This is a genomic window from Kribbella sp. NPDC003505 (assembly GCF_040610875.1).
In the GTDB taxonomy this organism is placed as follows: domain Bacteria; phylum Actinomycetota; class Actinomycetes; order Propionibacteriales; family Kribbellaceae; genus Kribbella.
Genome location: NZ_JBEXNA010000002.1, coordinates 397,392 through 417,005, shown reverse-complemented (window position 1 = coordinate 417,005; position 19,614 = coordinate 397,392). Strand labels below are relative to the sequence as shown.

The window sequence follows — 19,614 nt, the reverse complement described above, 5'->3', positions numbered from 1 at the left end:
CCTCCCCCTCTGTCACGCACTACGCTCCAGAGTCGCCTGTGACACTCGGTCCATGGGCCTGAGAGGTTCCGGGGAGGAATTGCCCCTTCGGCGCCCGATGACACGGGACTCTCCCGAGTGCTGTGAACGGCTGTCCCGAGGCTACCAGGAATCCGCGCACAGTTCGGGCACGCAGGACCGAACGAGACGTCAGCCGGTCATCCGGGCGCGGCGCCGGGCGGCGAGCTCGTCGCCCGCGTGGCCTTCCGAATCGCCGTCGTCGTGACCGTCGGCGCGCTCGGTCGGCAGCTCCGACAGCGAGCCCTCGACCTCCCGCCAGACACCGCCGAGCGCGATACCGAACACGCCCTGGCCGCCGGCCAGCAGATCGATGACCTCGTCGGGCGAGGTGCACATGTACACCGACGCGCCGTCGCTCATCAGCGTGATCTGGGTCAGGTCGTCGAAGCCGCGCTTGCTGAGGTGCGCGATCGCGGTCCGGATCTGCTGCAGCGAGATCCCGGCGTCGAGCAGCCGCTTGATCACTTTCAGCAACAGAACGTCACGGAAACCGTACAACCGCTGCGTTCCCGAGCCGGTCGCCGGGCGCACGGACGGGGAAACCAGGCCGGTGCGGGCCCAGTAGTCGAGCTGTCGGTAGGTGATCCCGGCCGCGGCGCAGGCCGTCGGCCCCCGGAACCCGACGTCCTCCGGCATCGGCCGCAGGTCGTCGTCGAACAGCAGACCCTGGACGCCGGCGGTGGCTGTAGCGGCAGCCATGGCCTCTGCGTGCGCGTCGGACGTCGACTGCGCCGTCAGATCCGTGTCCCCGGTGCGTGTCACGCCTGAGCCTCCCTGGATACCGACTGGAACGAGTCATCTGCGTGGAGTGACATCACCCCACGACTCCTTCACGGTAAGCCGCCGCCCGAACCGGGTCAACGACAACCGCGTCGAGCCGCGAGCGTGTCGCGACCGTCGTACGAATCGTTACCTAGCCGCACTTGCACCATCTGCGCACCACGGCGGGGCCGGGGTGTCAGCTCTTGTCGAAGTCCTCCGGGGTCACCTGGTCGAGGAACTCCCGGAACCGCTCGACCTCCTCTTCCTCCTCCACCTCGTCGGCGTCGTTCGCCTCGCTCTCCGGGACCGGGATGCCGGCCTCGGCGAGGATCTCGTCGGCGCAGAACACCGGCGTGCCGGTCCGCAGCGCGATCGCGATCGAGTCCGACGGCCGGGCCGAGATCTCGGTCTTGTCGTCGAACACCAGGATCGCCTCGAACACGCCGTCGGTCAGGTTCACGATCCGGACCTGGCTGAGCGTGTGCCCGAGCACGCGGATGGTCTCCGCGAACAGGTCGTGGGTCAGCGGCCGGGGCGGCTCCATCCCCTGCTGGGCGAAGGCGATCGCACTCGCCTCGGCAGCACCGATCCAGATCGGCAGGTATCGCTCACCTCCGACCTCCTTGAGCAGCACGATCGGCTGACTCGAGGGCATCTCCACCCGGACTCCGACCACGTCGACTTCGCGCACCCCTTCAGCCTACTCCGAGCCGAAGCACCCGGCGCGCCGTTGGGGTCACCTGTGGACGAAGGCCGTGCGGCGGCCTAGGGACGCGGCAGGCGGGAGCGGACCAGGGCGGTGTGCAGCCGGACGGTGAGGGCGGCCAGCTCCCCGGTCTGTTCGGTACGGCGCGGTCCCGTGACCTGCTCGATCAGGCCGACCTCGCGGTCCGCCGCCGTCCGGAACGCCCGCAGGTGCCGCGGCTCGATCCCGTACGACGCCAGCTCGGCCGCGACCTGCGCGACGACGATCGCGTCGCCGCCGTAGTGGTTGCCGCTGGCCACCACCAGGCCGTGCCCCTCCAGCTCAGCGAGCAGCTCCGAGGACACCGCGGCGGCGCGCAGCAGCTCGTCGCGGGTCAGCCGCAGCTCGGTGCCCGCGGCACCGAAGTCCTCGGCGACCGGCTGGCCGGGAGTCTGCGGCAACGAACTCGGCGCGACCGGTGGCCCCGCGGCCGCCGGACGCAGGCCGCGGTCGATCGCGCCGAGATGTTCCTTGATCACCTTCAGTGGCAGGTACTGGTCGCGTTGCGCGGTCAGCACGTACCGCAGCCGCTCCAGGTCGGCGGCGCTGAACTTGCGGTAGCCGGACGCCGTCCGGGCCGGCGTGACCAGCCCCTCGGCCTCCAGGAACCGGATCTTGGAGATCGTGACGTCGGCGAACTCGGCCTGCAGCAGCTGCAGCACCTCGCCGATGCCGCGGCCGCCCACCGGCCCTTCGGCGCTGGGATCAGGCTTGGCCACTGGCGTAGTACACCAGCCGGTACTTGCCGATCTGGACCTCGTCGCCGTTGTTGAGCAGGACCTCGTCGATCCGGTCCCGGTTCACGTACGTGCCGTTCAGGCTGCCGACGTCGCGGACCTTCACGCCGTACGGGTCCCGGCGGAACTCGGCGTGCCGGCGCGACACGGTCACGTCGTCGAGGAAGATGTCGCTGTCCGGGTGCCGGCCCGCGGTCACCACGTCGACGTCGAGCAGGAACCGGCTGCCCGCGTTCGGGCCGCGCTGCACGATCAGCAGGGCGGAACCGGCCGGCAGGGCGCCGACCGCGGCCGCGTCGTCGGCCGACAGCGGCTCACCGGTCTGCTGCTCCGGCTCCGGCTCGGCGCCGATCGGCGTGAGCATCGCGGTGTCGGTGACACCGGGTGTCGGCTGGGGGGTCGCCGGGGCTGCCGCCGGGCGGTCCGCGCCAGGCAGCATCGCTCCGCACTGCGAGCAGAACCGGCTGCCCTCGGAGTTCTCGTGCCCGCACTGGTTGCAGAACGGCATGCTGTGATCCTCCCGATCGCCGGCGGTCCGGCGACGTCTTCGATAGACCCCGTATTGACAGTGTTGACAGTGTGGACAGCGGCCTCAACCCTCGACCAGCGGTTGAGGCCGGTAACGCTACCAGTCAGTTGTCAGCTCTGGTCGAGCTGCCCCTTGTAGGCCTCGGCGTCCATCAGCGCGGCCACCTCGGCGGCGTCCTCGACCTCGATGTCGAGCAGCCAGCCCTCGCCGTACGGGTCGCTGTTCACCAGGTCCGGCTGGTCGGCCAGCGCCTCGTTGACCGCGGTCACGGTGCCGTTCACCGGGGCGAACAGGTCGCTCACGCTCTTGGTCGACTCGAGCTCACCGCACGCGTCGCCGGCCCGCACCGCGCTGCCGACGTCGGGCAGCTGCACGTACACGATGTCACCGAGCTGGTCCTGCGCGAAGTCGGTGATGCCGACCCGCACGGGTCCCTCCTCGCCGGCCTTCAACCACTCGTGCTCGGCCGTGTACTTCAGGTCTTCGGGGTACACCTTCGTTCCTCTTTCACTCAAGTACAGCTACAGGTACAGCGACAGGTACAGCTACTTGGTCGGGCTGGGCGCCGGGCGAGCGTAACGATGCTCCTCCGGGGCGTGCAAGGCGGTGATCGGGACGTTCTCGAGCTCGGTGACCTCGGCCGTTCCGCCCACCTGCGGACCGGTCACCTCGCTGACCAGACCGCCCGGGAAGTTGGCCGCCTCGGCCAGGTTGTGGGCCTCCCCGATCGCCTCGATGACGTACGGCGAGTTCACCTTCTGGCCGTCGATCGAGATTCCCGGGGCGTCGTCCACGAAGTCCGTGCTGGCCACCACCCGGACCGAACCGTTGACCTGGATCGCCTCCGCGCCGGCGTCGCGCAGTTCCTCGATCGCGTCCAGCAGGTTGCTCGAGGTCATCTTGCCCTGCGGGTCGTTCAGCGTGATCCGGACCCCGGGGCCCTGCGCGGGCAGCGTACCGGCGAGGATGCCGAGGGTGCGGACCTGGGCCTCGGCCTGCTCGCGCGCGGTCTGCGCCTTGTCGGCGCTGGAGGACAGCGAGTTCTTCCGCTCCTCGAGGTCGGCGATCTCGCTCTCCAGCCGCCGGGTGTTCTGCCCGAGGCCGTCGAGGATCGCGATCAGGTCCTCGCGGCGGGCGTTCTGGTAGCCGTCGTCGGCCCGGTTCACCCGGACCTGCACGACCGCGACGCAGGCCACCAGCGCGAGCACGACCGCGACGATCGCCTGGCCGCGGGACGGCTTGAACCCGGCCCGCAGCCGGCGCAGGGCCAGGTTCGGCGTCCGCGGCTTCGGCTTGGGCATCGGCGTCGGCGGCGCATCGGCAGGCGAACCTGCAGGCGTGCCGGCCGGTGTGTCGGCAGGTGTGTCGGCGGCCGGTTGCGCGGGTTTGTCCGGTGTCTCGTCGCTCATGTCAGGCCCGGAAGATGTGCCGCCGGATCGCGGCCATGTTGGTGAAGATGCGGATGCCGAGCACGACGACCACACCGGTGGACAGCTGCGACCCGACGCCGAGCTGGTCGCCCAGGTAGACGATCAGGGCCGCGATCAGCACGTTGGACACGAACGAGACGACGAACACCTTGTCGTCGAAGATCCCGTCCAGGAACGCACGCAGCGCGCCGAACACCGCGTCGAGCGCGGCCACGACCGCGATCGGCAGGTACGGCTGCGCCCAGTCCGGGACGTCGGGCGCGACCAGCAGACCGATGACGACACCGATCACCAGCCCGAGTACGGCGATCATCTCGTTCGCACCTTCGCGTAGCGCAACGCGATGGTCGCATCGGCCGGCACCAGCAAGGAATCCTCCGTCGTGATCGTCATCCGGACATCGAAGTTGCTGACCAGGTACTGCACCCACTGCCCGCCGGAGCTCTGCGCGAACCGGGCAGGCATGGTCGCGGTGTCCCCGATCGCGAGCACCGTGTACGGCGGGGTCAGCGAACTGTAGTCAACGGTGATGGCACTGCCCGCGCCGCGGATCGCGGTCAGCGACGTGATCCGGTGCCCGTTCACCGAGACCGCCTCCGCGCCGGACGTCCACAGGCCGTTGACGAGTTGCTGCAGGTCGACGTCGAGCAGCCGGCCCTCCTTGGCGTCGGCGTTCTTGGCGTCGTCGATCACCGCCTTGATCCCGGGGCCGGTGACCGCGATCGCCCCGGTCTGCAGCTCCAGGTCGTCGAGCTTCTGCTGCAGCGCCGCGCCGGTGCTGTCGTTGCTCAGTCCGCTGGCCTGCAGCCGGCGGACCTCGTCGGCGAGCTGGGACTGGTGGTTGCGCAGCTCGTTCAGCCGGGTGTCGGCCTGGTTGATACGGGTGATCAGTTCCTTGCGCTGCTTCTCCGCCTCGGGCGCGCTGCGGTAGTTCTGCGCGGCGGCCACGGCGAGCAGGAAGCCGAGGACGGCGGCGGCCAGCACCAGCATGATCCGGTGCCGGGAGCGGGTCTGCTTGCCGTCGGCGGTCGACCGGGTGCGGGCCGCGACGGCGTACCCCTCGTCGATCGGGTGCGCCATCAGGTTGTTCAGCAGTGACATCGACGCGTCGACGCGTCGAGGTGGCGTCTGCTGGGGGGCTTGCTGGGTCACCCGGCCGAGTCCTTGATCGGTTTGACCGTCTGGATCAGGTGCCGCAACTGGGCGAAGTACAGCGCGCCGGCCCAGTAGTACAGACCGGTGCCCCAGATCGCGAACGCCCAGCCGAACACGCGGGCGAGCAGGTTGAGCGTGCTGTCACCGTCACCGAGCAGCAGCAGCGGGAACGCGTACAGCAAACAGAAGGTCGCGGACTTGCCGAGGAAGTGCACCGGCAGCGCGTTGAAGCCGCGGCGGTGCAGGGCCGGCAGGGTAAGGGTGAGCAGCACGTCCCGCAGCGGCAGCGCGATCGCCAGCCACCACGGGATGATGTCGCGCAACGCCAGCCCGATGACGGTGGCGAAGATGTACAGCCGGTCGGCGACCGGGTCGAGCATCTGGCCCAGGCGGGTCGTCTGGTTCATCCGCCGGGCGATCTGGCCGTCGGCCCAGTCGGTGAACCCGGACACGGCCAGCACGAGCAGTGCCCAGCCGTCCTCCTCCGGCCCGAGGACCAGCCACAGGAACAGCGGCACGCCCAGCAACCGCAAGAAGCTGAGTGCGTTCGGGATCGTCCACACCCGGTCGGACACTTCCAAGTCCGGCACGCGACCCCTCCCTCTCTCCACCCTGGATACCCGTCGTAACTCTACTGGGGCGCCACGACAGGTTTACGGCCGCCTGGCCCGGGGCAGGCCCCGGCTTTCCCCTGATACCAGAACGCGCCGGCCCGGCGGCCGCTACGCCCGCGACGAACCAGTGACCCGATCGATACCCCCTGGTGATGCTTACGCTGAGCACATGAGGTTTCTCGTACTGATCTACGGCAACCCGGAGTCCCGGGCGGTGTGGGACGCGTTGACGGATGAGCAGAAGAAGGAAGGTATGGCCGGGTACGCCGCCCTGCACGAGGCGCTGGCCGTGCGGGGCGAGCTGGTCGCGTCGGAGTCGCTCGACGCCCCGGAGCTCACCAAGCAAGTGCTTGTCCGAGACGGCAGGCCGATGACGACGGACGGTCCGTTCGCCGAGGTGAAGGAGCAGCTGGCCGGCTTCTACCTGCTCGAGTGCGATTCGATGGACCGCGCGGTGGAGATCGTCGCGCAGATCCCGGAGGCGCCGTTCAGCGTCGTCGAGGTGCGGCCGGTGCGTGACCTCGGCGCGTTCATGTGATGCTCGAGGAGCTGCTCCGGGAGCAGGCGCCGCAGGTGCTCGGCGCACTGGTCCGGCGGTACGGCGACTTCGACGCGTGCGAGGACGCCGTCCAGGAGGCACTGCTGGCGGCGTCGCTGCAGTGGCCGGCAGACGGTGTGCCGGACAATCCGCGCGGCTGGCTGGTCACGGTCGCGTCGCGGCGGCGGATCGAGGTGCTGCGGAACGAGGCGGCCCGGACGCGCCGCGAGGAGACCGTGGCCTCGTGGACTGCCCCGGAGCCGGCGTCGGCGGAGGACGACTCGTTGACGTTGCTGATGTTGTGCTGCCATCCGGCGCTGACGCCGCAGTCCCAGGTGGCGTTGACGCTGCGGGCGGTCGGCGGGCTGACGACCGGTGAGATCGCCCGCGCATTTCTGGTGCCGGAGGCAACGATCGGCCAGCGGATCAGCCGGGCGAAGGCGAAGCTCCAGGGCGCCCGGTTCGCGATGCCGCCGGCGTCCGAGCAGCCCGAGCGTCTGGCCGCCGTACTGCATGTGCTGTATCTCGTCTTCAACGAGGGCTACACCGCCTCGTCCGGTGCGTCGTTGCACCGGGTCGAGCTGAGCGCCGAGGCGATCCGGTTGACCCGCCAACTGCATGCCTCGCTGCCGGCCGAAGGTGAAGTGGCCGGGCTGCTGGCGTTGATGCTGTTGACGGATGCGCGTCGCCCCGCGCGGACGACGGCCGACGGTGCACTGGTGCCGCTGCCGGAGCAGGACCGGTCGTTGTGGGACGCGGCGGCGATCGCCGAGGGCACCGCATTGATCGAGTCGACGTTGCGGTCCGCGCCGGTCGGGCCGTACCAGCTGCAGGCGGCGATCGCCGCGGTCCACGACGCCGCGGCCACCGCGGACGCGACCGACTGGCGCGAGATCCTGATGCTGTACGAACTGCTCGAGTCGACCGCGCCGGGTCCGATGGTGACGCTGAACCGGATCGTCGCGGTCGCGATGGTGCACGGACCGGCCGCCGGGTTGACGTTGCTCGACGACGTGGATCCGGCGCTCCACGACCACCACCGGCTGGCCGCCGTACGGGCGCATCTGCTCGAGTTGTCCGGCGACACCGCGGCCGCCCGGGAGGCCTACGAACTCGCCGCGCGGCTCACGCAGAGCCTTCCCGAGCAGCGCTACCTGCTGTCCCGGGCGGGCTCTGCGGCCGGCCCCAGCTGAGCTCGGCCTCGATCGTCAGCTCCAGTACGCCGTCCTTCGCGTACGGACGGACCGCGGCCTCGATCCCGGCGTCGAACGCGGCGGCCTCGTCGGCCGGCATCAGGTGACGGGCGAGGCTGGACGTCGAGTGCAGCCGCTCGATGTAGTCGGTGACGGTCTGGTGGTACGCGACGGGCGCCGTCCGCGCCGTGCCGGTGAGGTCGAGCAGGCCGCGGTCCCTGATCGCGTGGACGACATTGAACTTCGGGTCGTGGTTCTGCTTGCGGGAATGCCGCTCGATGACCTGGACGAGTTCGGGCAGCCAGGGCTCGTTGACGGGACCGTGGTCGACGACGACCAGTTGGGCGTGCGGCGTCAGGTGCGGGACGATCCGCGCGAACGTCTCCTCCCACGGCATCCAGTGGATGCTGGCGCCGGCCGTCACGAGTGCGTACGGGCCGTTAAGGGCGGCGGTCTCGATCGGGCTGACCTGCCAGCTGATGTTCGGACGGTCGCCGCCCGGTCGCAGCTTGCCGGCCTCGACCATCGGCGCCGAGAAGTCGACCGCGTCGACGTGCTCGACGTGCGGCGCGAGCGGCCGGGCGATCGCGCCCTCGCCGGCGCCGATGTCGAGCACCCGGCGCGGCTCGTCGGTGATCAGCTCCAGGAGCCGGTCGAACACCTCGTCCGGGTACGGCGGCCGATGCTGGTAGGCCTCCGCCACTGCCGCCTGCTGGAACGTCGCCGCGAGTTCAGTCATGCGTCGGAGCGTAGACCGCGGTGCGCCACCCGAGTACCGCATTCTGCTGCGGGCCGACGTAACCTGCCCGTCTCGTCCGGTCACGCGGCTGAAACATGCGCTTCTTACTTTTTGAGAGTCCACGTCAGCCCGCACGAGGCGGTGAGGCCGATGTACGAGTACGTCGACCCGTTCATCGGGACCGGCGCCACCGACCTGCCCACGCCCAAGGGCCTGGCCGCGACGTGGTGGTGGCCCAAGCCGCAGGTCGGCAACACCCACCCGGGCGCCCTGCACCCCTTCGGGATGGTGTCGGCCTGCCCGTACTCCGGCGCCTACCCGACCGGCTACGGGCTGTACGACTTCAACACCGAGGGCCTGCCCGGACACTTGTACGACCGCCCGGTCGCCTCCGGCTTCACGCACTTCCAGCAGTCCGGCACCGGCGCGATCCGCAAGTACTACAACTACTTCCGGGTCACGCCGATGCTCGGACCGCTCGACGACCTGGGCACCACGTGGGACCTGCTGGACGAGGTCGCCGAGCCCGGCTACTACGCCGCGACGCTGAGCTCAGGGGTGCGCTGCGAGGTGACGGTCGGCCCCAAGTCGGCTGTGCACCGGTACACCTTCCCGTCGCACGACGCCGCCCGGATCGTCATCGACGCGTCGACCGGCGGCCTCGCGATCCCGCACAGCAAGACCGTTCCGCTGAAGGCGCACCTGGCACTGCTGGAGCCCGGCGTGGCGCAGGGCGAGATCCACGTCGAGGGCGTGCCGCTGGCCGTGCACTTGGAGGTCGACGCCCCCGGCTGGCGGCAACTGCTGTGGTACGACCGGCGCCTGATGCCCGGCGGCACCCGCCTCGACTTCGACTACATCCGGCCGACGACACTGCGGCCCTTCGGGCTGATCTTCATGGGCCCTTCGCGCGCCGAGCAGGCCGTCGAGGTGCGGCTCGGGTTCTCCCTGCGCGGATGCGAGACGGCCCGCGACAACCTGCACTCGGACGTCGGCCGCACCCGGACCACCTTCGCCGTACGGCGGGACCGTACGGCGGCCACCTGGCGCGACCACCTCGGCAAGGTGGCGATCGACGCCGCATCCGACGACCAGGCGACGGTGTTCGGTACCGCGCTCTACCACTCGCTGGTCAAACCGTGCTTCGCCCCGGACGAGAGCCCTTCGTGGACGACCGAGGGCCCGTACGCGTTCGACATCTGCACCATGTGGGACATCTACCGCACCCAACTGCCGCTGATGACCACGCTGTTCCCGCAGCGTTCGGTCGCGCTGGCCGGCGCGATGCTGTCGATCTGCGAGCAGGAGGGCAACCTGCCGATCGGCTACCGGATGGCCAAGGGCGCCGACCGGTTCTCCCGGCAGGGCAGCGCACTCGCGCACACCTTCCTGGCCGACCTGTGCCACCTGGACCTGCCGGGGATCGACTGGGACTGGGCCATGGTGCACCTGGAGATGGACCTGCGCCGGACGTACGGCGAGGACTACCTGGTGCACGGCGTGGCGCACCCGATCAGCCACACCCTCGACCTCGCGTACGCCTACCACTGCACCGCGGCAATCGCCCAGAAGGTCCGCGACCGGCCGCTGGCGCGGCAGATGCGCGACCTCGCGCAGGGCTGGCGGGCGGCGTACGACCCGGACACCGGTCTGCTGCGCGACTCGACGTTCTACGAGGGCGGCCGGTGGAACTACTCCTTCCGGCTGCTCCACGACATGCGCGCCCGGATCGCCCTCGCCGGCGGCGACGACGCCTTCGTCGGGCTGCTCGACACGTTCTTCGGGTACGACGCCGCGCCGGTCACCCAGCCGGGCGTGGCGCCGAGCGTGGCCGAGATGGACGCCGGGTACGGCCTGTGCCGGTTCGAGGGACTGAACAACGAGCCGGACTACGAGGCGCCGTGGTCCTACCATTACGCCGGCCGGCCGGACCGAACCGCCGAAGTCGTGCACGCCGCGATCGCCAACCAGTTCGGCACCGGCCGGGGCGGCCTGCCGGGCAACGACGACTCCGGCGGGCTGTCCGCGTGGTACGTGTGGGCGACTCTCGGGCTGTTCCCGGTCGCCGGCCAGAACCTGTTCCTGGTGAGCGCGCCGGCCGTGGCGGAGTCCACGACCCGGCTGCCCGAGGGCGACCTGTCCATCACCACGACAGGCTTCGAGCCGGTCGAGGCAGGCGGACCGGTCTCCTACGTCCAATCCATCGCGGTCGACGGCAAGACCCTCGAGCGCCCCTGGATCTCCGGCCGGGAACTGCGGCACATCCGCACCCTGCACATCGAGCTCGGCCCTCGGCCGTCCGGCTGGGGCACCCGGATCCGGCCACCGTCCACGTCCGACCCACTGCACACCACTGGAGGTGAGGCATGACCATCGACGACCACTCCCCCGAGCCGTCCACACCCGACCGCCGCCTGGTCATCGTCGTTCGCGCCGACCCGGTGATCTGCGGGCACTCCGGTGAGGCGCGGTGCCTCGCAGAGGTGGCGCTCACCCGCGGGTTCGACGACGTACGGATCGTGACGTGGCCGCTCGACGCGCTCGAGGCGGCCGGGCTGCCGTTGAAACCGCTCGATCGCGTGCTTCCGTACAGCCCCGGGATCACCGTGGAGCGGCCCGGCCCGGTCGGCGACTACCGGGTTCCGGACGGGCGTTACCTGTCCGGACTCGTCGGGCGGCTGGTCGAGCTGTTCAGCGACGGGGTGCCGACAGTGGCCATGTCGCTGTACCTGAGCCCGCACGCGATCGCCGTCCAGGAGGCCGTCCAGGTGGCGCGCCGGATCGGGCCCGCCCAGGTCATCACGGTGGCCGAGGCGGTGGGCTCGGACATCACCAACGTGGTGCGCGAGTGCGTGGACACCGGCCGGTTCGGGGCGGCCGCGCACATCCTGTCGGTCTACCTGGCCGCCGATCACTGCGTGGCGGTGTCGGAGTACACCAGGGACCTGATCGTGGCCGCGGCGGCGACCCTCGACGGCATGCACGGCACGACGTTCGCGCAGCAGTGCCGGGAGCGGATCGCGATCTCCTACCCGGCGGTCGACTCCTGGTCGTACCTGTCGCTCACCGACGACAGGATCGCCGAAACCCTCGCCCGGCGCGGCCTCGCGCGGGACGGGTACGTGCTGTTCCTGTCCCGGATCGCCTCGGCGAAGGGGGTCGACGACCTGATCGACGCCTACGCCGGGTCGCGGTCGGCCGAACGCGTGCAACTGGTCCTGGCCGGGCGCGGGCCGCAGGAGGACGAAGTGGTGGCGCGGGTGGCGGCAGCGGGCCTGGGCGAGCGGGTGCGGGTGCTGACGGACGTGGACGACGCGGAGAAGCCGGCGCTGATGGCCGGCAGCGCGGCGTTCGTGCTGCCGACCCGCGAGCAGCCGGAGTTCGTGGAAACGTTCGGGATCGCACTGGTCGAGAAGGCGCTCGCCGGCGGCGGGCCGGTCATCACCTGCGCGACCGGCGGCGTGCCCGAGGCGGTCGGCGACACGGCACTGCTGGTGCCGCAGCACGACCCGGTCACACTGCGAGCCGTGCTCGACGAGGTCGTCTGCGACTGGACGCGTGAGCAGCGGGCGGAGGCCGAGCGGCGCGCGCGGGCGTACGCGTTGCAGTTCGATCGGGCCGCGGTGTTCGACCGACTCTTCGCGCTTGCCGAGCCGCCCGCCGTCCACGTCGCCTGAGGTCTACTCGCCGCTCCAGACGGTCGCGTGCTGTTCGAAGTACGCCGGGTCGCTGTGCACCGGGATGACGCAGAGCAGGTGACCGCCGGGCGCGCGGAGGGTGTGGCAGCCCTGCCAGCTCGCGACCTCGACCGCGCCGAGCCCGGTCAGCCGCGCCACCTCGGCCGGCACGTCGTCGGTCTCGATGTCGAGGTGGTAGCGCGGCTCGTCGTCGACGGACTGGATCGCGGTCACGTATCCCGGGACCGCGTCGTGCAGCGTGGTGAACTGCGGCTCCCCCGCCGGCGACGAGGTCCGGACGCCCAGCGCCCGCGACCAGAACGCCGCGGCGTCGTCCACCTCGTCGCGCCGGACGTCGATCAGGAACGTGGAAACCCGGCTCCGATGCATACGAACCAACCTAACGTTCCGGACGGGGGTCGTCCGGAACCGGGGTTAGCCTGCTCGGCATGGAAGCGCTCGAGGAGTCGCAGGTCACCGTCGTCCCGGCGAACGAGGTGCCGTGGGAGGACCTGCAGGCCGTGTTCGGAACGACGGACGCGGGGCAGTGCCAGTGCCAGCGGTTCAAGATCCGCGGCTGGATCTGGCGGGACTCGACGCTCGACGAGCGGATGACGAGGCTGCAGGACCAGACCGCCTGCGGTACGCCGGACGCGCCGTCGACGGCCGGCCTGGTCGCGTACGTCGACGGCGAGCCGGCCGGATGGGTCGCCGTCGAGCCGCGGACGGCGTACCCGAAGTTGCGGACGTCGCGCATCCCCTGGGCGGACCGCTCCGAGGACAAGGACGACGAGAGCGTCTGGGCCGTCACCTGCATGGCCGTCCGCAAAGGCTTCCGCGGCCGCGGCCTCACCTACCACCTCGCCCGCGCCACGATCCCGTACGCCAGAACGCGCGGCGCCCGGGCCCTCGAGGCCTACCCGATGCTCACCCAGCCCGGCAAGACCATCACCTGGGGCGAACTCCACGTCGGCCCCCACCAGGCCTTCGAAGAAGCCGGCTTCCGCCAACTCACCCACCCCACCCTGCGCCGCACCGTCCTGCGGATCGACTTCACCTGACTCAGTCATAGGTGGCCTGGGCCTGCCAGGCGGCTCGGTGCAGGATGAAGAGCCAGGCGCGGGTGTCGGCGGTCTGGAACTGGAAGCGGGCTTGGCGGGTCTCGGTGGCCGGGTCCCACCAGCGCTCCGCGGTGAGCCACGGGCCGGCCCAGCCGGTGATCGGGTGGATCTTGTTGCTGTCGGCAACTTGGACGCCAGGTGCGCGGGCGGCGGTGCCGGTGGGGAGCAGGGTGAAGGCGGACGGGATGCCGGACAGCTCGCCGCGGGCGGTGACCGAGACCTGGGTGCCGTCGGCGGCGAACACCTTCGCCGGGATCGGCTCCGGGAAGATCGTGGTCGGCGCCAGGGCCGGCCAGCGCTCGCTGCCGGTGATCGCGCCGGGCCACGGCTGGTCCGGCGGCCGGGCCGGCACCGCCGGGTCGCCCCACGGGACCAGCGTCTGCCGCTCGGCGAAGCCGCGCCCGCCGCCGATCACCACGGACGCGACCGCACCGTGACCGAGCATGCTCTGCACCCGCGACAACGCGCGGTGGATCCGCTCGTCCGGCCCGCCGCCCCACAAGCCGTCGGCATGCGCACCGACCGGATCCGCCTGGTCCGGGATCAGCCGCACCCGGACCACCGGTGACGTCAGCTCGCTGGTCGCCGTCCCGCTCCCCTGCAGTTGCCAGCGCACCCGGTCCACCACGTCCGCCGCGGTGAACCAGCGCGGATGCAACCACTCCCGCTCGTGGATCCGCCCGGATTCGGTGCCGACCTCGACCCGCAGCGTCGTACACACCAGGCCGAGCTCGGTCAGCCGGACGATCAACTCGTCGGCGACCACCCGGACCGCGAACGCGACCTGGTCGACACGGTCGACCCGCGGCTCGAAGTCGAGCGTGCGGGTCAGCTCCGGCGGGATCTCCCGGCCGGTCACCGGGCGGTCGTCGCCACCTCGGGCGAGCCGGTGCGCGAAGGCGCCGTCCGGGCCGAATCTGGTCAGCACCTCGGTGCGAGGCAGCCGTGCGAACGCACCGAGCGATCGCAGTCCCAGCCGACGCAGCAGATCCGTGAGCGCCGGCTGCTCGAGCACGTCGACCGACAGCGGCGCGAGGAACTCCGGCGAACCGCCCGGCGGCACCACGTGCACCCGGGTCCGCGCGGAACTCACCCGGGCCGCCTGCTCCGCGGCGAACGGGCCGTCGGCGACCCCGATCCGGCTGCCGGGCACGTCGAACGTCTCCAGCCGGTCGAGCAGCTTCGCCGCGGCGGTCTCCTCGCCGCCGTAGAACCGGGCCGGTCCGCGCGCCTTCAACGCGCACATCCCCGGACGGATCACCTGCACGCCCGGCGTGATCGCCTCCAGGCACGAGATCACCGGGTCGAACGCCCGCGCGTCGATGACCGCGTCGTACTTCAGCACGACCAGCTCCGGGCAGCGCGACTGCGCGTCCCGGGCCCGTTGCCCGCGACGCACCCCGTCGGCGCGGGCAGCGGCGGAGGTGGCGAGCACCTTCCCCTTCTCCAGCACCGCGATCGGCTCGTCCGGCGAACGCCCGGTCGCCGCCGCGGCCGCCGCCACCGGCCAGTCCGGCACCCAGATCACCATCGTCCGGGTCAGCCCGCTGTCCATCAGCCCACCGCGCCGATCCGGTCCGCCCACTCCTCCTGCCAGCCAGGCTCAGCCGGCTCTGCGGAGCGGATCGCGCCGTCGGGGCCGGGCAGCCAGAGGTCGTGGCGGGCCCGCACGGCGGCGCGCCGGCCGGTCACCGCGACGGTCGCCCGACGGGCGGTGAGCAGACCTTCGCCGTCGCCGAGGCCGGTCCAGGTGCTGCTCTCGATCTCGAACCGGGCCTCGCTGCCCGGCCACGACCCGTAGGCGATCAGCATCGCGCCGCGAGTGCGGAGCCGCGCGGCCAGCCGGGACGCCTCCCCCGGCGTCACCTCGCCGGGCGGACGGACGACGACCACGGTCAGCGCGTCGACCAGCGCGGCCACGACGCTCAGCCACTCCCGCCCCGGATCCGGGACGAGCACGAGACGCTCCAGGTCCACCCCGAGCCCACGCGCCGCCTCGGCCCCGAACGACGGCACGCCGACCACACCGCACCAGGCGCCCTCCGCGGACGGCCCGGCCATCAGGGCCATCACCAGCGCGGCACTCCCGCGCACCGAATACACCGAACCGCCGCGCAGGCTCGCGCCCGCCAGCAGCTCACTCACCGCCGGATGCGTCGGCAGCTCCCGGTCCACTCCCGCCGTGTCCAGCGCCTGCTGCACCCGGGCCACCGAAGGCACCCGGCCCGCGCCCCCGACCGGAGCGAGTCGCGTCTCCTCCTCGTCGACTTCATCCCTCTGCGCCTTCTTCTGGGCGCTTGCCCTGGCGAGGAGCAGGCGGGCGTGATCGAGGGCCGTGACCCGGCCTTCCGCTGCCTCGTTCCCCGTCATGACTCCATGTTCGAACACCTGTTCGAACAAGTCAATCCGGTCGTCCACAGGCCCGCAGCTGGCTAGAGTCCGGGGCATGCGACGCGTCGAACACCCTCGGTTCACCACCGCGCTACGGCGCGTCGAGGACAGTATCGAGGCCGCCTGGGACAGTTTCTGCGCCGACTCCGGCGTCGCCCCGGGGACGGCGGCAGCGTGCGAGCTGGCCGAGGTCGTCCTGCAGGACACCTCCGAGTTCGACTGGCGGATCGTCGACGGCGCACTGAACCGGCTGACCTGCCCGGACTGCGGCTCCACACTCGGCGCCGGCGACTCCGGCTGCCCGGGCTGCGACCGGGCGAACGGGTTCCGGTTCGCGGCCCGGGAGACCGACCGCCCCGACGTACCGCCAGGGAACGAGCACGCGATCCGCGTCTGCTCCGCGGTCGCCCGCACCCGCCACCGCTACTCGCCGCGCGCCCGGGCCGGATACGAGTTGCTGCTGCCCGATCTGCTGGACGGGGTGCTTCCCACAACACCGGAGGCGCAGCGCGCGAAGCACCTCGTCAACCAGCTCACCGACGACGAGCTGGAACACCTGCTCACCCCGGCGGACCTGCACCGAAAGGAAACCCGATGAACCAGCTGTACGCCGAGGTCGTCCGGCACCATGAACACCTGGCGAGCTGGCTGTCCGGTGAGGCTGCTCCCGACGTCCTCGACACGTTCCACGGGGCACACCACCCGGACTTCGTCCTCGTCGCCATAGACGGCGCCCGCGTCGACCTCCCGGCGCTCATGAACGCACTGTCCACCTCACACAACGCCGTGCCCGGACTGAAGATCGACATCGAGCAGTTCGAGGTCGTGACCCACACGCCCGACCTGGCGGTGTGCAGGTTCCTGGAGCGGCACTCGGTCGGCAGTCTGCGCCGCGTCACCGCGGTACTCACCGGCGAGCTCCGCTGGCTGGCGGTGCAGGAGACCCCAGTTCTCTAGCGACTTCTCCAGCGACGCATAGGGTGAAGGCATGCCAAGGACTATTGCCACCAACACCAAGGTCGAGCTCGACGGTCTGCTGGAGTTCGTGCGGCCGCGGCACCACATGCTGCTGATGACCACCCGGGCCGACGGGACCGTGCAGGCGTCGCCGGTCTCGGGCGGCGTGGACACCGAGGGACGGATCGTCATCTCGTCGTACCCGGAGCGCGCCAAGAGCACGAACGTGAAGCGGTCCGGCAAGGCCGGCGTCGTCGTGCTGTCGGACGACTGGAACGGCGCCTGGGTTCAAGTGGACGGCAGCGGCGAAGTGATCGAACTGCCGGAAGCAGTGGACGCGCTGGTCGACTACTACCGCTCCATCTCCGGTGAGCACCCGGACTGGGACGAGTACCGCGAGGCGATGGTGAAGCAGGGCAAGTGCCTGATCCGCATCACCCCGGAGCGCTGGAGCCCGATCGCCACCGGTGGGTTCCCGGCGCGCCTGGCCGACTGATGCCGACGGCACTGGTCGTCCACGCGCATCCGGACGACGAGGTGTTCGCCACAGGTGCCGCCACGTCCGTGCTGAGCGATCAGGGCTGGCATGTCGTCCTGCGGGTCGCCACCGGCGGGATGCACGGAGCCCTCGATCACCTCGGCGTCTCCTGCGCACTGCTCGGGATCAAGGAGTGGGACTGGCTGGGAGACGTCGACCAGTGGATCGACGACGGCGGGCGCGGTGGACCGCGCTCGCCGGCCGCGGCGTCGCCGGACGCCCTGGCCGAAGCGATCGAGGTCGCGGCCGCCCAGGTCGAGCCGGAGCTCATCCTCACCGTGGGCAGCGACGGACTGACGGGTCACCCGGACCACATCGCCATCTCACAAGGCGTCCAGCAAGCCCTGCGGCGCCTTGACTGCCGTGCGCTCGGTGCACGAGTCAGGGCGCAAGACGTACGCGCCGGCGAGCAACTGGTCCAACAGCTCGCGCCAGGCGAGCGTGTCGGCTCGGGCAAGGTCAAGGGATGCGAGGCGCCGCTGGAAGTGATCGGTGGAGCGTCAGAGCAGCGACGGCGGCAAGCACTGGACGCGTACTACGAGGGTCTGGGCAGCAAGCCGCTCGCAGAACTCCTCGGCGTACACAGGGCAAGCAGCGACGGACTGCTGCTGCGTGCGGTGTTCGACGCGGCCGGCTGGCAGCACGACCGTTTCGAGGAGCTCACTGCTTCGAACGGCGCTCCATCGTCGCGGTGATGCGCTGCATGGCGCCTTCGAGGTGTTCGCGCAGCGCCGCCTCGGCGCCCTCCTCGTCGTGCGCCACACAGGCGTCGAGGATGGCCTGGTGTTCGCGCCGGGTCTGCTCGATCCGGGCCTTGGTCTGCCGCGAGCCGAACCGGTAGCGCTCGCTGTTCTGCCAAACCGGCTCGATCGCGCGGGGCAGCCACCGCGAGCCACCGGCCCGGTAGATCGCGAAGTGGAACTCGGTGTGGGCCTGCCGGGACGCGATGTTGTCGCCTTGCTTCGACAACCGGACATGCTCGGCCAACGCGGTCCGGGCCGCCGACGCATCCGTGTCGGAGAACTGCGTCGCGGCGGCACGGACGGCCAGCGACTCCAGCGCCAGCCGGGTCTCGTGGGTGTCGCGCAGGTCCTCCATGGACAGCTCACGCACCCAGGCGCCCTTGTGCGGGACGATCTCGACCAGTCCGAGCGCCGCCATCCGGCGCAGCCCTTCCCGGATCGGCATCTGGCTCATGTCCAGCCGCTTGGCGAGCTCCTCGAGCCGCAGCGCCGTACCGCTGGGGAGTTCGCCGGACAGGATGAGTTCGTGCAGCTCGGCGGCGGCTTCCTCGGCGAGCGTACGACGCCCGGTCGGTCCACCGGGCGTGAGCTCGAGTCGTCGGATCATCAGTAGCTGGCAGCCTCTCTCCTCTTCAGCTCTGGAGGTACCGTAGCCGCCGACCGGGTATCCGGAGCCCTTCGGCGACGGATTGCTCAGTAAATACAAGTGGTCTAGCCCACCCGCGGCCGGTCAGAGAGTCGTCAGATCCAGCAGCACCCGGCCCGCCGGCCGGTCCAGAACGTCGTTGATCCGGTCCGCCGGTACGACGTCGTGATCGGCTCGCCAGGACGTCCCCGCGATGCCGGCCAGCGCCTGGCCGACCGCGTCCGGTGCCAGTACGGTCCGCTGCAGGTTCACCGGCAGTACCCGCAGGTCCCGGCCGATCAGCTGGTGCAGGTCGATGGTGGTGAACTCACCGGCCTTGTACCCCAGGACGGCGATCCGGCCACCCGGAGAGATGTGGCCGAGCACTCCACCGGTCACCGGACCGCCCATCGTGTCGATCACCGCGTCGCACCACGGCAACTCCCGGCCCACCTGTCCGAGGCCGTCGACACGGACGAGCTGATCGACCAGTCCGTTCGGTTCGTCGGCACGGTCGTCCATCGACACCAGGCCGATCACCCGGGCCGCACCCGCCGCCCGTGCGATCGCAGCGCTCATGCACCCGACCAGACCGGTCACGCCGGTGACGACCACGGTCTCACCGTCCTGCACGTCGGCCACGCGACGTACGGCGGTGTGCGCGGTCAACGCCGGAGTCATCAGCGCCAGCGCCGTACCGGCCTCCAGTGACGGCGGTAGCCGATGTACGGCGGCGTTCGGCACGACGGCGTACCGGCCCCAGACGCCGGCCCGCGTGACACCGGCGCCTTCACCGCGGACCACCACCGGCGTCCCCGGCTCGACGACGTCGGAGCTCACCACCATGCCGGCGCCTTCGGAGCCAGGCACGAACGGTGACGCCGGCTGCCGGCCGGACAGGGTCGACCGGTCCAGCGGTGTGACCGAGGCCAGCCGCATCTCCACCAAGGTCTCACCCGGGCCGGCGGTCAGCTCGACCTCTTCGGCCTTCAGCTGCTCCCCTGGTCCATGACTGCGCAAGACAGTCCCCCGTGTACTCACTTCACTACCCCGTTCCCCA

Annotated in this window: 24 protein-coding genes and 1 riboswitch; of the genes, 9 read left to right on the top strand and 15 right to left on the bottom strand. The window is 70.9% G+C overall.

From position 1 onward, the window contains the following. Nucleotides 1-36: 36 nt before the first annotated feature. Nucleotides 37-126, bottom strand: a riboswitch (glycine riboswitch). 63 nt (nucleotides 127-189) lie between these two features. The 9 genes from ABZX12_RS06415 to ABZX12_RS06375 form a co-directional block, all read right to left on the bottom strand. Then, on the bottom strand, nucleotides 190-759 hold the full coding sequence (locus tag ABZX12_RS06415) for a MerR family transcriptional regulator (RefSeq protein ID WP_355691311.1): 570 nt from the start codon (nucleotides 757-759) through the stop codon (nucleotides 190-192). Between the two features lie 259 nt (nucleotides 760-1,018). Beyond that, nucleotides 1,019-1,513 carry a bifunctional nuclease family protein gene (locus ABZX12_RS06410; protein ID WP_355690393.1) on the bottom strand — a complete coding sequence of 165 codons (495 nt, stop codon included), beginning with the start codon at nucleotides 1,511-1,513 and terminating at the stop codon, nucleotides 1,019-1,021. Nucleotides 1,514-1,587: 74 nt separating this feature from the next. Continuing rightward, the gene (locus ABZX12_RS06405; protein ID WP_355690391.1) at nucleotides 1,588-2,286 is read right to left on the bottom strand and encodes a MerR family transcriptional regulator; all 699 of its coding nucleotides are present in this window, start codon (nucleotides 2,284-2,286) and stop codon (nucleotides 1,588-1,590) included. Next, nucleotides 2,273-2,812, bottom strand: a complete 540-nt coding sequence (locus tag ABZX12_RS06400; RefSeq protein ID WP_355690389.1) for an FHA domain-containing protein — start codon at nucleotides 2,810-2,812, stop codon at nucleotides 2,273-2,275. The genes ABZX12_RS06405 and ABZX12_RS06400 overlap by 14 nt, the downstream gene beginning before the upstream one ends. 131 nt (nucleotides 2,813-2,943) lie before the next feature. Continuing rightward, a complete protein-coding gene (gene gcvH, locus ABZX12_RS06395) occupies nucleotides 2,944-3,327 on the bottom strand; it encodes a glycine cleavage system protein GcvH (RefSeq protein WP_355690388.1) in 384 nt (127 codons plus the stop codon). Between the two features lie 51 nt (nucleotides 3,328-3,378). Next, nucleotides 3,379-4,242, bottom strand: coding sequence for a DUF881 domain-containing protein (locus ABZX12_RS06390; RefSeq protein ID WP_355690386.1), 864 nt, complete (start codon nucleotides 4,240-4,242; stop codon nucleotides 3,379-3,381). Nucleotide 4,243: 1 nt separating this feature from the next. Beyond that, a complete protein-coding gene (locus tag ABZX12_RS06385; RefSeq protein ID WP_012920789.1) occupies nucleotides 4,244-4,576 on the bottom strand; it encodes a small basic family protein in 333 nt (110 codons plus the stop codon). Then, nucleotides 4,573-5,415, bottom strand: coding sequence for a DUF881 domain-containing protein (locus tag ABZX12_RS06380; protein ID WP_355690385.1), 843 nt, complete (start codon nucleotides 5,413-5,415; stop codon nucleotides 4,573-4,575). Before ABZX12_RS06380 ends, ABZX12_RS06385 begins: the two co-directional genes overlap by 4 nt. Further along, the gene (locus ABZX12_RS06375) at nucleotides 5,412-6,008 is read right to left on the bottom strand and encodes a CDP-alcohol phosphatidyltransferase family protein (RefSeq protein ID WP_355690383.1); all 597 of its coding nucleotides are present in this window, start codon (nucleotides 6,006-6,008) and stop codon (nucleotides 5,412-5,414) included. The genes ABZX12_RS06380 and ABZX12_RS06375 overlap by 4 nt, the downstream gene beginning before the upstream one ends. Nucleotides 6,009-6,201: 193 nt before the next feature. Between ABZX12_RS06375 and ABZX12_RS06370 the strand changes: the two genes are divergently transcribed. Continuing rightward, complete coding sequence (locus ABZX12_RS06370) at nucleotides 6,202-6,570, top strand: YciI family protein (RefSeq protein ID WP_355690381.1); 369 nt, start codon at nucleotides 6,202-6,204, stop codon at nucleotides 6,568-6,570. Beyond that, on the top strand, nucleotides 6,570-7,763 hold the full coding sequence (locus ABZX12_RS06365) for a sigma-70 family RNA polymerase sigma factor (protein ID WP_355690380.1): 1,194 nt from the start codon (nucleotides 6,570-6,572) through the stop codon (nucleotides 7,761-7,763). The genes ABZX12_RS06370 and ABZX12_RS06365 overlap by 1 nt, the downstream gene beginning before the upstream one ends. Here ABZX12_RS06365 and ABZX12_RS06360 read toward each other — a convergent pair. Further along, nucleotides 7,696-8,502: a class I SAM-dependent methyltransferase gene (locus tag ABZX12_RS06360; RefSeq protein ID WP_355690378.1), complete on the bottom strand. Its 807-nt coding sequence runs from the start codon at nucleotides 8,500-8,502 to the stop codon at nucleotides 7,696-7,698. The genes ABZX12_RS06365 and ABZX12_RS06360 overlap by 68 nt on opposite strands. Nucleotides 8,503-8,652: 150 nt before the next feature. Here ABZX12_RS06360 and ABZX12_RS06355 point away from each other — a divergent pair, with 150 nt between their 5' ends. Beyond that, entirely contained in the window at nucleotides 8,653-10,872 is a 2,220-nt protein-coding gene (locus ABZX12_RS06355; RefSeq protein WP_355690377.1) for a glycoside hydrolase domain-containing protein, read from the top strand. Next, the gene (locus tag ABZX12_RS06350; protein ID WP_355690375.1) at nucleotides 10,869-12,179 is read left to right on the top strand and encodes a glycosyltransferase; all 1,311 of its coding nucleotides are present in this window, start codon (nucleotides 10,869-10,871) and stop codon (nucleotides 12,177-12,179) included. Before ABZX12_RS06355 ends, ABZX12_RS06350 begins: the two co-directional genes overlap by 4 nt. 3 nt (nucleotides 12,180-12,182) lie before the next feature. Here the strand turns inward: ABZX12_RS06350 and ABZX12_RS06345 are convergent, their stop codons facing one another. Continuing rightward, nucleotides 12,183-12,569, bottom strand: a complete 387-nt coding sequence (locus ABZX12_RS06345; RefSeq protein WP_355690373.1) for a VOC family protein — start codon at nucleotides 12,567-12,569, stop codon at nucleotides 12,183-12,185. A gap of 59 nt (nucleotides 12,570-12,628) precedes the next feature. On the opposite strand from ABZX12_RS06345, the gene ABZX12_RS06340 reads away from it, so the two are divergent. Beyond that, the gene (locus ABZX12_RS06340) at nucleotides 12,629-13,240 is read left to right on the top strand and encodes a GNAT family N-acetyltransferase (RefSeq protein ID WP_355690371.1); all 612 of its coding nucleotides are present in this window, start codon (nucleotides 12,629-12,631) and stop codon (nucleotides 13,238-13,240) included. Nucleotide 13,241: 1 nt separating this feature from the next. Here ABZX12_RS06340 and ABZX12_RS06335 read toward each other — a convergent pair whose 3' ends face one another. Beyond that, nucleotides 13,242-14,855 carry a DNA polymerase Y family protein gene (locus tag ABZX12_RS06335; protein ID WP_355690369.1) on the bottom strand — a complete coding sequence of 538 codons (1,614 nt, stop codon included), beginning with the start codon at nucleotides 14,853-14,855 and terminating at the stop codon, nucleotides 13,242-13,244. Continuing rightward, nucleotides 14,855-15,670, bottom strand: a complete 816-nt coding sequence (locus tag ABZX12_RS06330) for a hypothetical protein (protein ID WP_355690367.1) — start codon at nucleotides 15,668-15,670, stop codon at nucleotides 14,855-14,857. The genes ABZX12_RS06335 and ABZX12_RS06330 overlap by 1 nt, the downstream gene beginning before the upstream one ends. Nucleotides 15,671-15,746: 76 nt before the next feature. Between ABZX12_RS06330 and ABZX12_RS06325 the strand changes: the two genes are divergently transcribed. Genes ABZX12_RS06325 through ABZX12_RS06310 form a run of 4 tightly spaced genes read left to right on the top strand, consistent with a single transcriptional unit; the run spans nucleotide 15,747 to nucleotide 17,881 of the window. After that, nucleotides 15,747-16,289, top strand: a complete 543-nt coding sequence (locus ABZX12_RS06325) for a hypothetical protein (RefSeq protein ID WP_355690365.1) — start codon at nucleotides 15,747-15,749, stop codon at nucleotides 16,287-16,289. Further along, the gene (locus ABZX12_RS06320) at nucleotides 16,286-16,648 is read left to right on the top strand and encodes a hypothetical protein (protein ID WP_355690363.1); all 363 of its coding nucleotides are present in this window, start codon (nucleotides 16,286-16,288) and stop codon (nucleotides 16,646-16,648) included. The genes ABZX12_RS06325 and ABZX12_RS06320 overlap by 4 nt, the downstream gene beginning before the upstream one ends. A gap of 31 nt (nucleotides 16,649-16,679) precedes the next feature. Next, nucleotides 16,680-17,144 carry a PPOX class F420-dependent oxidoreductase gene (locus tag ABZX12_RS06315; RefSeq protein WP_355690361.1) on the top strand — a complete coding sequence of 155 codons (465 nt, stop codon included), beginning with the start codon at nucleotides 16,680-16,682 and terminating at the stop codon, nucleotides 17,142-17,144. Beyond that, nucleotides 17,144-17,881: a PIG-L family deacetylase gene (locus tag ABZX12_RS06310; RefSeq protein WP_355690359.1), complete on the top strand. Its 738-nt coding sequence runs from the start codon at nucleotides 17,144-17,146 to the stop codon at nucleotides 17,879-17,881. Before ABZX12_RS06315 ends, ABZX12_RS06310 begins: the two co-directional genes overlap by 1 nt. Here the strand turns inward: ABZX12_RS06310 and ABZX12_RS06305 are convergent. Next, on the bottom strand, nucleotides 17,847-18,536 hold the full coding sequence (locus tag ABZX12_RS06305; RefSeq protein ID WP_355690357.1) for a GntR family transcriptional regulator: 690 nt from the start codon (nucleotides 18,534-18,536) through the stop codon (nucleotides 17,847-17,849). The two genes, ABZX12_RS06310 and ABZX12_RS06305, sit on opposite strands and share 35 nt — an antisense overlap. A 123-nt stretch (nucleotides 18,537-18,659) precedes the next feature. Continuing rightward, nucleotides 18,660-19,595 carry a zinc-binding alcohol dehydrogenase family protein gene (locus tag ABZX12_RS06300; RefSeq protein ID WP_355690355.1) on the bottom strand — a complete coding sequence of 312 codons (936 nt, stop codon included), beginning with the start codon at nucleotides 19,593-19,595 and terminating at the stop codon, nucleotides 18,660-18,662. Nucleotides 19,596-19,614 lie beyond the last annotated feature (19 nt).

Excerpts from the sequence above, each read along its gene's own strand:
- ABZX12_RS06345 (WP_355690373.1), bottom strand. The coding sequence starts at position 12,569 with ATGCATCGGAGCCGGGTTTCCACGTTCCTGATCGACGTCCGGCGCGAC.
- ABZX12_RS06315 (WP_355690361.1), top strand. The coding sequence starts at position 16,680 with ATGCCAAGGACTATTGCCACCAACACCAAGGTCGAGCTCGACGGTCTG.
- ABZX12_RS06370 (WP_355690381.1), top strand. The coding sequence starts at position 6,202 with ATGAGGTTTCTCGTACTGATCTACGGCAACCCGGAGTCCCGGGCGGTG.
- ABZX12_RS06360 (WP_355690378.1), bottom strand. The coding sequence starts at position 8,502 with ATGACTGAACTCGCGGCGACGTTCCAGCAGGCGGCAGTGGCGGAGGCC.
- ABZX12_RS06325 (WP_355690365.1), top strand. The coding sequence starts at position 15,747 with ATGCGACGCGTCGAACACCCTCGGTTCACCACCGCGCTACGGCGCGTC.
- ABZX12_RS06365 (WP_355690380.1), top strand. The coding sequence starts at position 6,570 with ATGCTCGAGGAGCTGCTCCGGGAGCAGGCGCCGCAGGTGCTCGGCGCA.
- ABZX12_RS06355 (WP_355690377.1), top strand. The coding sequence starts at position 8,653 with ATGTACGAGTACGTCGACCCGTTCATCGGGACCGGCGCCACCGACCTG.
- ABZX12_RS06320 (WP_355690363.1), top strand. The coding sequence starts at position 16,286 with ATGAACCAGCTGTACGCCGAGGTCGTCCGGCACCATGAACACCTGGCG.
- ABZX12_RS06385 (WP_012920789.1), bottom strand. The coding sequence starts at position 4,576 with ATGATCGCCGTACTCGGGCTGGTGATCGGTGTCGTCATCGGTCTGCTG.
- ABZX12_RS06305 (WP_355690357.1), bottom strand. The coding sequence starts at position 18,536 with ATGATCCGACGACTCGAGCTCACGCCCGGTGGACCGACCGGGCGTCGT.
- ABZX12_RS06415 (WP_355691311.1), bottom strand. The coding sequence starts at position 759 with ATGGCTGCCGCTACAGCCACCGCCGGCGTCCAGGGTCTGCTGTTCGAC.
- ABZX12_RS06340 (WP_355690371.1), top strand. The coding sequence starts at position 12,629 with ATGGAAGCGCTCGAGGAGTCGCAGGTCACCGTCGTCCCGGCGAACGAG.
- ABZX12_RS06310 (WP_355690359.1), top strand. The coding sequence starts at position 17,144 with ATGCCGACGGCACTGGTCGTCCACGCGCATCCGGACGACGAGGTGTTC.
- ABZX12_RS06350 (WP_355690375.1), top strand. The coding sequence starts at position 10,869 with ATGACCATCGACGACCACTCCCCCGAGCCGTCCACACCCGACCGCCGC.
- ABZX12_RS06335 (WP_355690369.1), bottom strand. The coding sequence starts at position 14,855 with ATGGACAGCGGGCTGACCCGGACGATGGTGATCTGGGTGCCGGACTGG.
- ABZX12_RS06330 (WP_355690367.1), bottom strand. The coding sequence starts at position 15,670 with ATGACGGGGAACGAGGCAGCGGAAGGCCGGGTCACGGCCCTCGATCAC.
- ABZX12_RS06390 (WP_355690386.1), bottom strand. The coding sequence starts at position 4,242 with ATGAGCGACGAGACACCGGACAAACCCGCGCAACCGGCCGCCGACACA.
- ABZX12_RS06400 (WP_355690389.1), bottom strand. The coding sequence starts at position 2,812 with ATGCCGTTCTGCAACCAGTGCGGGCACGAGAACTCCGAGGGCAGCCGG.